Source organism: Isoptericola halotolerans, assembly GCF_045689585.1.
Lineage (GTDB): Bacteria > Actinomycetota > Actinomycetes > Actinomycetales > Cellulomonadaceae > Isoptericola > Isoptericola halotolerans_B.
In genome coordinates, this window is sequence record NZ_CP140108.1 from 47,477 (window position 1) to 61,443 (window position 13,967).

The window sequence follows — 13,967 nt, forward strand, 5'->3', positions numbered from 1 at the left end:
GCGGCCCTCCTCGTGGATGGCCGAGGACAACCTTCCTGGCTTCGAGTCTCGAAGTCAAAGGGTCGCGGCAAGAGAGTGATTACGATCTGGTCACAGCATGGAAGCGCGAACATCGGGCAAACCGGGCGCTCCCTTCCGATACATGCGTTCGCCCTCCAAACGCAATCCGAGACGCGCGGTCCGTGTCCGGCGCGTTCCGACGGTGCGGAACGTGCCGGACACGGACGTTCGGCGGGTGTCAGCGCTGGGGCTCGACCAGCACCGACACGGTGCGCGCCGGGACGGTCACGGTGCCGGAAGCCTGGTCCCAGACCGTCCCGCGCACGACGGCGTCCCCGCCGTCGTGCTGGACCGGCGACAGCTCGTAGGAACGCCCGGCCAGCTCGTCGAGCGTCACGGTCGCCGGCTCCGGCGAGGCGTTGAACACGGCCAGCACCCCGTCCAGCGCCGGGTCGACGTCGGCGCTCCCGGCGGTGTCGTCGACCGACATCGCGACCACGCCCGGCACCGCGTCGGGCCCCGACGCCGGGAACGACAGCTTCTGCTCGATCAGCTCCGCCGACCCGAGCCGGAACAGGTCGGTCGACGAGCGCAGCGCCAGCAGCTCGCGTGCTCGCTCGGACGCCGCGTCGATGTCCGCTGGCCCCGGCTTGAGCGCCGGATCCGCGAGCAGCGGTGCCATGAGCGGCCACTTCTCCTCGTTGTCGGCGGCCATCGGCAGCCCCCGGGCGAACCCGTTGTCCTGCCCCGACCAGTCGATGGCGTTGAACCAGTCCCCCGAGTCGTAGGAGTTGCGGTCCAGCGACTTCGACCGCAGCAGGTCCGTGCCCGCGTGCCAGAACGACGGCGTCTGGGCGAGCGCCGTCGTCGCGAGCGAGACGGTGTTCATGCGCACCCGGTCGTCCATCGACGTCTCGGTCGGCAGCTTGAGCGCCAGCAGGTCGAAGAGAGTCTCGTTGTCGTGCGCGTCGACGTAGGTGACGACCTCCTCCGGGGAGTCGGCGTACCCCGCCGGCGAGCCGCGGTAGTCGAGGTCCTCGCCCCGGGTGCGCTCGCCGTCGGACGCCGTGAAGGCGAACTCGCGCAGGTTCCCGGCGAGCCCGAGGCGCACCAGGTCGGTCTGGTGACCGAGGTCGGCCGCCTCGTCGTCACCGCCGTCGTTCACCGTGCCGGGCTCGCCGGACCGGGCCTCCCGGCCGTTCGGGTCCGTGAACAGCCCGGTGCCGAAGCCCTGCGTGAACGTGGACGCACCGTCGACGGGCGAGCCGCCGTGCACGGCGTCGCGCAGCCGGTCGCTGAACGTGCCGATCCCGGTACCGCCCAGGTCGCCCTGCGTGGCCTGCTCGAACAGGGCGCCGTCCGCCACCTCGCCGAAGTTCCACCCTTCGCCGTACAGGTAGACCGCGGAGCCGTCCACGCCGTCGTCGGCCACCGCCAGGGCGTCGAGCGCGTCCCGCACCGCCAGCACGTTGTCCCGGCTGTGGTGGCCCATGAGGTCGAACCGGAACCCGTCGATCTTGTAGTCGCGCGCCCAGGTCACGACGGAGTCGACCATGAGCTTCTCGGCCAGGGCGTGCTCCGTGGCGACGTTCTGGCAGCACGTGCTGGTCTCCACCGCGCCCGTGGTCGGGTCCTGCCGGTGGTAGTAGCCCGGCACGACGCGGTCGAGCACGCTCTTCGCGTCCTGGCCGCTGGCCGCCGTGTGGTTGAAGACCTGGTCGAGCACCACCTGGAGGCCGGACTCGTGCAGTGCGCCCACCATCGTGCGGAACTCCGCCACCCGGGCGCCGCCGTCGGGGTCCACCGCGTACGAGCCTTCCGGCGCCGTGAAGTGGTACGGGTCGTAGCCCCAGTTGAACGCGTCGGCGCCCTGGACCTCGGCCACGGCGGCCTGCTGCTCCGTGGAGTCCGGGGCGAACCCGGACAGGTCACCGGCCGTCTCCTGGTCCGCCGGGCTCTCGGGGATCGTGGCGATGTCGAACGTCGGCAGCAGGTGCACCGTCGTCATCCCGGCCTCGGCCAGCTCCCGCAGGTGCGCCATGCCGTCCGAACCGTCCTCGGCGAACGCCAGGTACTTTCCCCGCACCTCCTCGGGGACCGTGGCGTCGGCGATCGAGAAGTCCCGCACGTGGAGCTCGTAGATCGTCTGGTCCACGGGCCGTTCGACGACGGGCTGCTCCGCGGTGCGCCAGACCTTCGGCTGGAACCGCTTGTCGTCCAGCGACACGACCACGGAGTGCGTGGAGTCCGTGGTCAGCGCCACCGAGGACGGGTCGGTGACGACGCTGGTCTCCACGCGACCGGTGCTCGGGACGTACACCTCGACGGCGTACCGGTACCGTGCACCGTTCCACGGGTACTTCTTGTCGGTGCGCTTGCCGTCGAGGGTCCAGGCACCGTCCGCCTGACGCTCGGTGTCGAACCGGTCCGGGTCGGTGTCCAGGTCCCGTCCCTCCGGCCAGACGAGCAGGTCGACGTCCTGCGCGGTGGGCGCCCACAGCACGAACGACGCCCACTTCCGGTTCGGGTGCACCACGGCGCCGAACGTACGGTCGGCCGCAGCCTCGGCGTACAGGGCGTCCAGCACGCCGGGGACCTACACGCCCGTGGCGGCGGGGAGGACGTCGCCGTCCGCACGGCTGACGAGCAGCTGCCCGGTCAGCAGGTCCTCGACCGTGGCCCGGTCGAGGGGTTCACCGTCCGACGTCGGCGCGAGGGTCTGGTGGTCCGCCAGCGCCGGGAAGTCCGCGGCGACGTCGTCGGGGATCTCGCCACCGGGTTCGAGCGGGTACGCGGCCGTGCCGTCGGGCAGGTCGCCGCCGTCCGGGCCGGTCACGCGGGAGCCGCCGTCCGCCTCCGTGACCTCGAGGCCACCGTCGGGAGCGGTCCACAGGGTCCAGTCCTCGCCCGAGCCCAGGTCGCCCGGCGCGAGCAGCAGGTCCGGGCGCACCCAGTGCGCGGCCTGCTGCCCCCGGCCCGCGAGGGTCAGGCCCTCGGTGCCGATGGTCAGCTCGTGGGTGGCGAGGTCGTAGGAGAACTCGACCGTCTCGCCGTCGCCGACGCTGAAGGAGTAGTTGGCGCCGTCACGCGCTCCCCCGACGCCGTAGTTCTCGGCCCAGCTCAGGCCGTGGGCGACCTTGGTCTCGTAGGCACCGGCGGCCAGCGCGCCGGTGGACCAGGTGTACACCCCGTCGCCGTCGGGGTCCTTGAGCCAGGTGGCCAGGCAGGCCGGGTCCCAGGCCGACGGGCAGAGCTGGTCCTGGAACGACCCGGGCAGCGTGACGACCGGTCCCTCGGCCGTCGAGGAGAAGTCCTTGCTCGCCGGGTCCCAGTAGAACGTGACCTCACCGCCGTCGTGCGTGTACATCGCGTTGGCGCCGCCCTGTACACCCCCGACGCCGTAGTTGACGTCCCACGAGCCGTTCAGCGCGACCTTGTACTCGTAGTCACCGGCCGGCAGGTCGAACGTGCCCGCCCAGACGCCGTCGGCCCGCTCGGTGAGCCGGGCGCCCTCGCAGTCCGGCGTCCAGTCGCCCGCACAGCCCATCTCGCTGTTGTGGCTGCCGGGCACCGCCACGCTGTCGATCTCCGGCTCCGGCTCCACGTCCCCGACCACACCGCTGACGTCCACGCCCACGGAGGCGTACGTGGAGGCCGCCGCACGGTCGCCGTCCGCGTCCACGGTCACGGCGCGGTACTCGACGAGGGTGCCTTCCGGCAGGCCGTCGACGTCGTGGAAGACCCGCGGCGTGGTGTCCTCCGCGGTGCCGAGCGGCTGCCAGTCCACCGTGCCGACCTCACGCCAGGCGAAGGAGGTCTCGGCCCAGGCGTCGTCGATCGCCGCGCGCACGGGCGCCGAGCCGCTCACGGCGGCGCCGGCGCCGGGCACCTCGACGGCGATGCTGCCGTCGGTCCCGGCGCCCACCCTCCGGTCGGCGACCAGCACGACGGCGTCGGTCGCGCCGACGGTGAGCGTCACCTGGCCGGAGGCGTCCGCCGTGACCGGGGTGTCGCCGTCGGACCCGTACAGCGTGGAGTAGGTGGCGCCCGGGGTGAGGGTCGCGAACGTCGCCTCGCGCTCCTCGGACGCGTTGTTGAGCGCGACGAGGTGCTCGACCTTCTCGTCGCGGTCGATACGGCTGAAGGCGTAGATCCCGGCACCGTCGGAGACGTGCCGCTCCACCTGTGCCCCGGTGGCCAGCGCGGGGTGCGCCTCGCGCAGCGCGGCGAGGTCGGCGATGTGCGTGTACAGCGGCGCATCGGTGCCGTACCGATCCACGCTGCCGGCGGTCTCGCCGGTCACCAGCGGCTGGTCCGTGTACGAGTCCACCTGCGAGGCGAACAGCGTCTGCCGGGCGTCCTTGTCCCCGCCCGTGCCGGCGAAGCCCTGCTCGTCGCCGTAGTAGACGACCGGCTGGCCGCGGGTGAGGTACATCAGCTCGTGCGCGAGCTCGTCGCGGGCGAGCGGGTCGTCGGTGCTCGCCAGCATGAACCCGACGCGGCCCATGTCGTGGTTGCCGAGGAACGTCGGCAGCGCGGACGCCGACGTGTCCGGCGTCGTGTACCGGTCGTCGCTCGTGAAGAGGTTCGCCAGCCCCTGGGCGCTGTTGCCCCTCGCGAAGCTGGTCGCCGCCGCCTGGAAGGCGAAGTCGAGCACGGAGCTCATGTCCGTCTCGCGCACGTACGGCGACAGCTTGCGGGCGTCGGCGTCGTACACCTCGCCGAACATGAAGAACTCGTCCTTGCCCTGCGCGCGGGCGTAGTCGAGCACCTCGGTGGTCCAGGTGTCCCAGAACTTGCGGTTCACGTGCTTGACCGTGTCGATGCGGAAGCCGTCGATGCCGAGGTCGACCCAGTCCTGGTACACCTCGACGAAGCCGTCCACGACCGTCGGATGCTCGGTCATGAGGTCGTCCAGACCGTCGAAGTCCCCGTAGGTGACGGACTCCCCGGTCCAGGTGGAGTACCCGCGGTTGTGGTAGAGCGTGGGGTCGTTGAGCCAGGCCGGGACCTTGACGTCGGCGTCCGCCTCCGCGACGACCGGCGTGTACGGGAACGACGTCGCGGGGTCGAGCGCCGGGAAACCGTCCGTCCCGGCGTGGTCGGCCGGGTCGAAGACGTTCCCGCCGGCGTCGGTGTACGGCGCGTCGGCCTGCTCGACGTAGGAGTACTCCCCCTCGGCGTAGTCGACGACGTCGGCCGTGTGGTTGGTGATGATGTCGAAGTACACCTTGATGCCGCGGGCGTGCGCGTCGTCGATGAGCGCCTCGAGCTCGGCGTTCGTGCCCAGGTGCGGGTCGATGCGCGTGAAGTCGGTGATCCAGTACCCGTGGTACCCGGCGCTGACGTCGTCGCCGGTGCCCTGCACCGGGCGGTTCATGAACGACGGCGTCAGCCAGATCGCCGTGGTGCCGAGGCCCTCGATGTAGTCCAGGTTCTCGTGCAGACCGGCCAGGTCGCCGCCCTGGTAGAAGCCCTTGTCCGTCGGGTCGAAGCCGTGGTCGAGCGCGTCACCGTCGAGCCCACCGGTGTCGTTCGAGGGGTCGCCGTTGGCGAACCGGTCCGTCATGACGAAGTAGAACCGCTCGTCCGACCCGGGCTGTCGCACGGGCGGGACGACCAGCGCGGCGTCCGCCGCGTCGTCGTACTCCCCGGCGAGCGTCAGCGGGGTGAGCGTGGTGCGGTGGGTCTCGTCGTCGTAGGTGACGCGCAGCAGGGCGTCACCGCCGAGCACGAGCGGGGCGTTCTCGTCGGTGCCGTCGCGCCCGTACGCCTCGTCCCAGGCGCCGTCGAGCGCGACCTTGTACTCGTAGCTGCCGGCGGGCACCTCGAGCTCGGCGGCGTAGGTGCCGTCGCCGACGGGTTCCAGGGTGCTGTCCCCGCACATCGGGTCCCAGTCCTCGGGGCAGCCGAGCCGGGTCTGCAGGTCACCGACGAGGGTCACCGTGCGGTCGGCCGCCGCACCGGCGGAGGGCAGCGCCGTGAGCGCGACACCGCCGGCGGCGACGGGCAGCGCGACCGCGAGCGCCGCCAGCGAGGCGATGCGGCGTCTGAGACGTGGGTAGGCACGGACCATGGCGGACTCCTTCGTCGACCGGGCGCGCGGATCGCGACCTGACGCGACTGTACCGTTGCTGCAAGTTTGCAGCAACGGTCAGTCGAGCCCGCTCATCCCGCCAGGTGCGACCACCGCCCGTCCAGCTCGCGCCACGGTCCGACGGCCGCGACCCGTCCCTCGTCGAGCACCACGACGCGGTCCGCGCGCTCCAGCGCCGCCCGCTTGGACGTCGACCCGACGACCGTCAGCCCCTGCTCGCGCAGCGCCGTCCAGAGCTCCACCTCGGTGGTGGCGTCCAGGGCGCTGGAGACGTCGTCGGCCAGCAGCACCTCCGACCCCGTGGCCAGCGCCCGGGCGAGAGCGAGCCGCTGCACCTGGCCGCCCGAGAGCCGCACTCCCCGGTGACCGACCAGCGCGTCCGCGCCTCCGGCGTCGGCCACGTCCCGGCCGAGCCGCGCCGCGTCCACGGGTCCGGAGACCGCCCGGTCGTGGTCCAGCGTGATGTTCTCGGTGAACGTCCCCGACAGCACCCGGGGCACCTGGGCCACGTGCGCCACCCGGGCCGGGCGCAGGAACGCCTCGGCGTCCTGGACGGGCGTCCCGTTCCAGAGCACCTGCCCGCGGTGCGCCATGAGACCGGCCAGCGCGGACAGCAGGCTCGACTTGCCCGCGCCCACCTGCCCGAGGAGCAGCACCAGCTCGCCCCGCTCGATGCGCAGGTCGACGCCGGTCACGCCGATCGTGCCGTCGTCGTGCACCGCTTCCACGCCTCGCAGGTCGAGGTGCTCGAACGGCGGGGCGGGAACCGGCACGTCCGGCGGCGCCGGCGCGGTGCCGACGGTCAGGTCGACCCCCTCCGGAAGTCGCGTCAGGTCGGCCCCGGCGGCGAACGACGACGTCGCGCGCAGCCAGTTCCGCGTCCCGGGCGCCTCGGTGATGACCGCGCCCGCGACGACGCCGAAGTAGGCGAACCCGCCCACGGCGGCGGTGACGAGCAACGTCGTCGCCAGGTCCCAGGTCCCGACGAGCAGCAGCGCCCACGCCGCGACCACGCCCGCCTGCACCATGACGGTCGGGATGCCGTCCAGCACCGCCTGCACCCGGTGCTCCCGGATCGCCGCCCCGACCCGGCCGGCGTCGACCGTCCGCAGGTGCCGGTGCACGTCGGGGGTCCGGGCCGCCAGCTTGACGGTGCGCGCCGCGTCCAGCGCCGAGACGAGGGCACGGCCGAAACCCGCCCTCGCCTCGGCCGAGCGCGTCGCCGTCCGACCGGCGATCGGGCGACCCGCCAGCGCGGAGACCGCGGTCACGCCCATGACCGCCAGCAGCACCAGCCCGGCCAGGGGCTCACCGCTGATCGCCCACGTGGCCAGCACCACGACCAGCCCGTTGAGCAGGTCCACCCACCGGTCCACGTACAGCACGAACCGGTCCGCGTCGAGCGCGCGGGCCACGACCTCCCCGGCAGGAGCGCGCCGCAGACGGTGCTGCCGGGTCTGGCCCTCCAGCACGGCCACCCGCACCCGCAGGAGCAGCTCGATCCACCACGACGGGTACAGCCGCACCGCGAGCGCCAGGCACAGCGGAGCCACGATCAGCATCGCCGCGAGGACACCCGTCAGCACCCACGGCTCACCGCCGTCCGCCAGCGTCTCGACGGCGCGACCCCACAGGAACCCGGCGAACGCCCCTTGGGCGGCGAAGAGGCTGGTCAGCAGGAACAGTCCCGCGCCCGCAGCACCCCAGCGAGGCTTCGTCACCAGGGCGTGCAGGACGCTGCGGGTCAGGCTGGGTCCGTGCCCGGGGTCGTCCAGCACGGGCGGCTCCCCGGTCCGACGGCGGGCGCCGATCGACGTGGGGAGCGCGCCGGCCGGGTCGCCGTCGTGGGCGGGGCCGTCGTCGGCGGCGAGGCCTGCGGCGTCCGGTGCGCCGGCGGGCCGGTCGAGCGCGCCACCGCCCTCGGTACGGCTGGCGAGCAGCAGGTCACGGAACGGTCCGTCGACGCGGGCCAGCTCCGCGCGCGGTCCCTGCTGGACGACGCGACCGTGGTCCAGCACCACGACCCGGTGCGCGCGCTCCACCGTGCCGAGCCGGTGCGCGACGACGACGCCGGTCCGCCCGGTCAGCAGGCGGTCGGCGGCCGCCACCACCCGGGCCTCGGTGTGCGGGTCCATGCGCGCGGTGGCCTCGTCGAGCACGACGACGCGGACGTCGCGCACGAGCAGCCGCGCGAACGCGACCAGCTGCTCCTCCCCGGCGGACAGCGACGTCCCGCCGGGCCCGAGGAGCGTGTCGAGGCCGTCGGGCAGACCGGCGACCCAGTCGGTCAGCCCGAGCTCGGTGACCGCCTCCTCGACGTCGCCGCGCGGGACGTCGGCGAAGAGCGCGATGTTCTCCGCGAGCGTCCCGGCAACGATCTCGGTGCGCTGCGTGACCACCCCGACGCCGGCCCGCAGGGCCTGCAGGTCGGCGTCGCGCAGGTCCACGCCCCCGAGGAAGACCGCGCCACGCGGCGGCTCGACGGCACGGGAAAGCAGCGAGGCGAGCGTCGTCTTGCCCGACCCGGTGCGGCCGACGAACGCCACGGTCTGCCCGGCCGGCACCGACAGCGAGACGTCCTCGAGCGCGAAGGTGCCCTCCGAGTATGCGAAGCGCAGGTCCCGCACCTCGATCTCCAGCGGGCGCTCCGGCAGGTCGACCCCGCCGACCGGCTCCGGCTCGGAGTCGAGCAGCTGCCGGATGCGGACGACGGCACCGAGCCCCTCCTGCAGGTCGGGCAGGTGCTGGGCGAGCCGGTCGATCTGCCCGACGAACAGGGAGGTCACCAGGAACAGGGTGACGAGGCGGTCGACCGACATGCCACCCGTCGTCGCGAGCGCCACCCCGGCCACGACGACGCCCGCGAGCAGCGCGTGCAGCAGGACCCCGACCCGGGCCATCATCCGCGTCTCCACCAGCACGACGTTCAGCAGGGCGCGGTGCACGGCCGCGGACATCTCGGCGAGCCGGCGCAGCGCGAAGGCCTGGCCGCCCGCCGTGCGCAGGTCGTCGCGCGCCGCGACGCCCTCCTCCAGCACCGCGGCGTTGTCCGTCCAGGCCCGCTCCTCGACGACCTTGCGGCGCGCGATCTCGCCGAGCAGCGACCGCACCGTCCACCACGTGCCCACGCCGAGCAACGGGAACAGGAACCAGGCGGGCCACCACGTGACACCGGCCACCACCCAGATGGGTACGACGCCCACCACGGTCCGGCCCATGCTCCACAGCTGGCGCCGGGCGAGCGAGCCGACGGCGTGCGTGTCGTCGTCGACCCGGTCGAGGACCTCGCCCACCGCCTGCTCGCCCAGCACGCCGATCGGCTGGTGCAGCGCCGCGCTGAGCAGGTCGCCGCGCAGGCGGCCCTCGGCCCGGTCGGCGACGCCGGCCCACGCGACCTGGCCCGCGGCGTCCAGCAGCGCTCCGCCCACCAGGCACAGCGCGAGCAGCAGCACGCCCGTCAGGTCCGGCGAGGCCGCCAGCCCACCGGCCACCACCGTCCCGACGGCGGTGCCGACCGCGCCGACGGTGAGGGCAGCGACCGCCACCGTGGAGACCGGGCCGCGCAACCGTCGCCAGTCCAGGCGGCGCGCGGGGTCGGTGAGGGCCGGGGCGTGCGGCGTCGGAGGTGCTGTCGAGGGGGCGTCGATCACCTCCCGAGACTAGGTCGCGGGTGGGACAGATCTCGACGTGTTTCCCGGACAGGTGCGGCCCGGGCCGGGCTCAGACCAGCCCGAGGCTCCGCACGGCGTCGCGCTCCGCCGTCAGCTCGGCGACGCTCGCGTCGATCCGCTCGCGCGAGAAGTCGTCGATCTCCAGCCCTTCCACGACCTGCCAGTCGCCGCCCGACGACGTCACGGGGAACGAGCACACGAGCCCCTCGGGCACGCCGTACTCGCCCTTCGACACCACGCCCGCGCTGGTCCAGTCACCCTCGGGCGTCCCGAGCACCCAGTCACGGGTGTGGTCGACGGCGGCGTTCGCGGCCGAGGCCGCCGACGACGCGCCGCGGGCGTCGATGATCGCTGCACCCCGCTTGGCCACCGTGGGGATGAAGTCCTCGGTGAGCCAGGCCGTGTCGGCGGTCAGGGTGCCGCCGGGGGTGCCCGCGACGTCCGCGTGGAACAGGTCGGGGTACTGCGTGGCGGAGTGGTTGCCCCAGATCGCCAGGCGCCGGACGTCCGCCACCGGCACCCCGGCCTTGTGCGCCACCTGCGACAGGGCGCGGTTGTGGTCGAGCCGGGTCATCGCGGTGAACCTCGCCGCCGGGACGTCTGGGGCGTGCGCGGCGGCGATGAGCGCGTTGGTGTTCGCGGGGTTGCCGACCACCAGCACGCGGACGTCCTCGGCGGCGCCGTCGTTGATCGCCTTGCCCTGCGGGCCGAAGATGCCGCCGTTGGCCTCCAGCAGGTCCGCACGCTCCATCCCGGGGCCCCGGGGGCGAGCGCCGACCAGCAGGGCGAGGTTGGTGCCGGCGAAGCCCGCGGCCGGGTCGTCGTGGATATCGATGCCGTCCAGCAGCGGGAACGCGCAGTCGTCGAGCTCCATCGCCGTGCCCTCGGCGGCCCGCACGGCCTGCGGGATCTCGAGCAGACGCAGGCGCACGGGGGTGTGCGGGCCGAGCATCGCGCCGGAAGCGATCCGGAACAGCAGCGCGTAGCCGATCTGACCGGCGGCCCCGGTCACGGTCACGTTCACAGGTGTCGTCATGGCCCTACTCTCGCGCACCCGGCCCGAGCCGTCACCCCCTGGGCCTGCGTCGTCATCGTGCGGCGCGGTGGGCTGCCGCAGCGGGCGCGAGCCGGTAGCGTGCCCCGAGGGGCCGCGCTGTGACCTGGGACTCGGGGAGTCGGAAGGCTCAGGGGACTCACAGGAACCGGTGCCAGCATCGCCGCCGCGCCCACAGGGCGCGACGAGACCTTCACCCGACGACCAGCAAAGGACCTCCATGTCCCAGGCAACCGCGACACAGACCGACCTCGAGGCCGCGCCGGTGCCACGGCTCTTCACGCGCATGTGCGTGGAGGCGTTCGGCACCTTCGTGCTGGTGCTCGGCATCGTCGGCACGGCGACGTTCAACGCGCTCAACGGCGGGCAGATCATCACGGTGGCGCTGGCCGGGGGCATCGCGCTCATCGCCGTGATCGCCGGCCTCGGCCACCTCTCGGGCGGCCACTTCAACCCGGCGGTGACCTTCGGGCTCACGCTCGCCGGCCGGTCCAGCTGGGTCGACCTCGTGCCCTACTGGGTCGCCCAGCTCGTGGGGGCCGCGGCCTGCGGCGCGCTCCTGCTGCTCATCATCCCGGACTCGTTCCCGCCGCTGGTCGGTTCCGCCTCCGCCGGCGAGGTGCTCGCCGCCACGGCCAACGGCTACGGCGACCACTCGCCGCTGAACACCCTCACGCAGGGCCAGGCCACGTTCGACCTCGCGACCGCCGCGATCGTCGAGGTGCTCATCGCCGCGGTGTTCGTCGGCGTCATCCTCGCCGTGACGAACAAGCGCGCCAAGGTCGCCTATGCACCGGTCGTCATCGGCCTGACGCTCGCGGCGCTGCACATCATCTCGTGGCCCGTCACGAACACGTCGTTCAACCCGGCCCGCTCGCTCGCCTCGGTGATCTCCCCCGACGCCTGGGCCGAGGGCGGCGCCGGCCGCCAGCTCTGGCTGTTCTTCGTCGCCCCGCTCGCCGGTGCGGCACTGGCCGCGCTCTTCGCGCGCGCGTTCGCCCCGGTGCCGCAGGTCACGCTGGACGAGGGCTGGGAGGAGCAGCCGGGCACGGCCACCTACCCGACCGAGGGCACGCTGGAGGAGGTGGCGGAGACGGCGGCTGCCAAGGCGGTCGCCGACGAGGCCGTCGCCCCGACGGAGGTCGAGGAGACCGAGGTCGTCGAGGAGACCACGGTCGTGGCGGACACCGCCACCGAGCCCGCCGCGGAGCCCACGGCCTCCGAACCCGAGGTCGTGGAGGCCGCCGAGGTCACCGAGAAGACCGAGTCCGACGCCACGGACACGGACACGGACACGGACACGGACACGGACGAGCCGACTCCCCCAGCCCGCCCCTGACCGCCCGCCCCTCCCGCGGCGGACCCCGCCGGGCCGTTCGCGGGAGGGACCGCACGAGAAGCCGGGGACGACCCCTGCCCTTCGGCCGACGTCCGAAGAAGATCACACCCCAGGCGCCGTGAGCGCCAGCACCCCGATCACGCTCGCCACCGACCAGCACAGGAACACGTCGAACCCCCGGCTGCGGATGGCCAGGCCGACGGGTCCCGACGACGACGTCGCACGCCAGGCGCCGGCGACCGCGAGCGTCGCGGCGATCGTCAGGGAACCGAGCCGCGCGCCGACCACGAGGGCCACCAGCACGGCGAGCAGGATGCCGGACAGGACCACGAGGATCGCCGGCACGGGGCTGCGCGGCGTGCGCACCCGGTCGGGCGTGACGGCGTCGACGGCGTGCCAGTGCGGCTGCGCGTGCGCGTCGGCTTCAGGAACCACGTCGACGAGCCTACCCGGCCGGTGCCGCGCTCGTCGTCGGTCGGACACGTCGTAGGTTGGGCACGTGCCCGCCACGAACGACTCCCGCCCGACACCACCCACCGACCTCCCCGACGCTCCTGAGGGCGTGCCGCGCTCCGTCGTCGTGGTGGGGGCGGGTCTGGCCGGTGCGCAGACGGCCACCGCACTCCGCGCCCACGGGTTCGCCGGCCACCTGACGGTGCTCGGCGAGGAGGGTCTGCCGCCCTACGACCGGCCCCCGCTGTCCAAGGAGCTCCTGACGCGCCGGGAGCCGCTGTGGTTGCGCGACGACCTCGGCATCGACCTGGACTCCCTCGCCGACGAGGTCCACCTCGCCGACCCGGCCACCGCGCTGCACCCCGGACCGGTGGTGGCCACCCGCTCCGGACGCTCGATCAGCGCCGACCTGGTCGTGCTGGCCTGCGGGTCGCGGCCGGTCCTGCCGGTCGGCTGGGAGGCGGAGGTGCTGCACACGGCCGCCGACGCCGAGCGGCTGCGCACCGGCCTGCGCCCCGGTGGCCGGTGCGTGGTGGTCGGCGCCGGGTGGATCGGCGCGGAGATCGCCGGCGTGGCCGCGGGGGCCGGTGCGGACGTCACCGTGCTGGAGGCCGACGCCGCGCCCCTGGCCCGTCAGCTCGGCGTCGAGGTCGGCGCGCACCTCGTCCCCTGGTACGCGGCGGCCGGTGCCCGGCTGCGGCTGGGGTCCGCCGCGGCAGCGGTGCGACGGGACGGTGTCACGCTCGCCTCGGGCGAGCACGTGCCGGCCGACGTCGTGCTGGCGGCGGTCGGCGCCCGTCCGGCCACGGGGTGGTTGCGCGAGAGCCTGCCGCCGGAGGTGTTCGACCCGGTGGGTGCGCTGCTGGTCGACGCGGGTGGCGCCGTGCCCGGGGTGCCCGGGGTGCGGGCCGTCGGGGACGTCGCCTCGCGGCCGCACCCGGTCCTCGGCCGGGTCCCGGGGGGCCACTGGTCGGCCGCGCTGCACGACCCGGACCTCGTGGCCCGGGCCGCGCTGGGCGTCGAGCCGGCGCCGGCGCACGCCCCGTACGTGTTCTCCCGTCAGCTCGACCACGACCTGGCCCTGTTCGGCCTGCCGACCGGAGCGCCGTCGGTGTGGCGCGGGACCCCCGGTGACGGCCCGTGGGCGGCGTTCTGGACAGGGCCGGCAGCAGGCGGCGGGACGGCAGGCTCCGCCGTCGTCCGGGCCGTGCTGCTGGTCGACTCCCCCCGCGACGTCGGTGCGGTGCGCCGGGCCTTCAACGGTCCCGGCCCGGCGCACCTCGACCTGACGGCGGCCGCCGACGCCACGATCAGGCTGCGCGACGCCCTGCGCGCCTGATCCCCGGCGCGGGA

The 13,967-nt window shown here is 74.0% G+C and carries 5 protein-coding genes and 1 pseudogene; 2 read left to right on the forward strand and 4 right to left on the reverse strand.

Translation table 11 applies throughout. The features are described from left to right. Nucleotides 1–238: 238 nt before the first annotated feature. The 3 genes and pseudogenes from pulA to UQW22_RS00220 all read right to left on the reverse strand — a co-directional run bounded on the left by pulA (nucleotide 239) and on the right by UQW22_RS00220 (nucleotide 10,804). Nucleotides 239–6,076: pseudogene (pulA, locus tag UQW22_RS00210) on the reverse strand (pullulanase-type alpha-1,6-glucosidase). A 92-nt stretch (nucleotides 6,077–6,168) separates the two neighbouring features. Further along, on the reverse strand, nucleotides 6,169–9,747 hold the full coding sequence (locus tag UQW22_RS00215) for an ATP-binding cassette domain-containing protein (RefSeq protein ID WP_407318823.1): 3,579 nt from the start codon (nucleotides 9,745–9,747) through the stop codon (nucleotides 6,169–6,171). Nucleotides 9,748–9,817: 70 nt separating this feature from the next. Next, nucleotides 9,818–10,804 (reverse strand): malate dehydrogenase, encoded by a 987-nt coding sequence (locus UQW22_RS00220; protein ID WP_407318825.1) that lies wholly within the window; start codon nucleotides 10,802–10,804, stop codon nucleotides 9,818–9,820. 238 nt (nucleotides 10,805–11,042) lie between these two features. Between UQW22_RS00220 and UQW22_RS00225 the strand changes: the two genes are divergently transcribed. Next, nucleotides 11,043–12,161, forward strand: coding sequence for an aquaporin (locus UQW22_RS00225; RefSeq protein ID WP_407318827.1), 1,119 nt, complete (start codon nucleotides 11,043–11,045; stop codon nucleotides 12,159–12,161). Between the two features lie 102 nt (nucleotides 12,162–12,263). Here UQW22_RS00225 and UQW22_RS00230 read toward each other — a convergent pair whose 3' ends face one another. Beyond that, on the reverse strand, nucleotides 12,264–12,596 hold the full coding sequence (locus tag UQW22_RS00230) for a DUF3017 domain-containing protein (RefSeq protein WP_407318828.1): 333 nt from the start codon (nucleotides 12,594–12,596) through the stop codon (nucleotides 12,264–12,266). Between the two features lie 64 nt (nucleotides 12,597–12,660). On the opposite strand from UQW22_RS00230, the gene UQW22_RS00235 reads away from it, so the two are divergent. Further along, complete coding sequence (locus UQW22_RS00235; protein ID WP_407318829.1) at nucleotides 12,661–13,953, forward strand: NAD(P)/FAD-dependent oxidoreductase; 1,293 nt, start codon at nucleotides 12,661–12,663, stop codon at nucleotides 13,951–13,953. The last annotated feature ends 14 nt before the right edge of the window (nucleotides 13,954–13,967 follow it).

Excerpts from the sequence above, each read along its gene's own strand:
- UQW22_RS00220 (WP_407318825.1), bottom strand. The coding sequence starts at position 10,804 with ATGACGACACCTGTGAACGTGACCGTGACCGGGGCCGCCGGTCAGATC.
- UQW22_RS00225 (WP_407318827.1), top strand. The coding sequence starts at position 11,043 with ATGTCCCAGGCAACCGCGACACAGACCGACCTCGAGGCCGCGCCGGTG.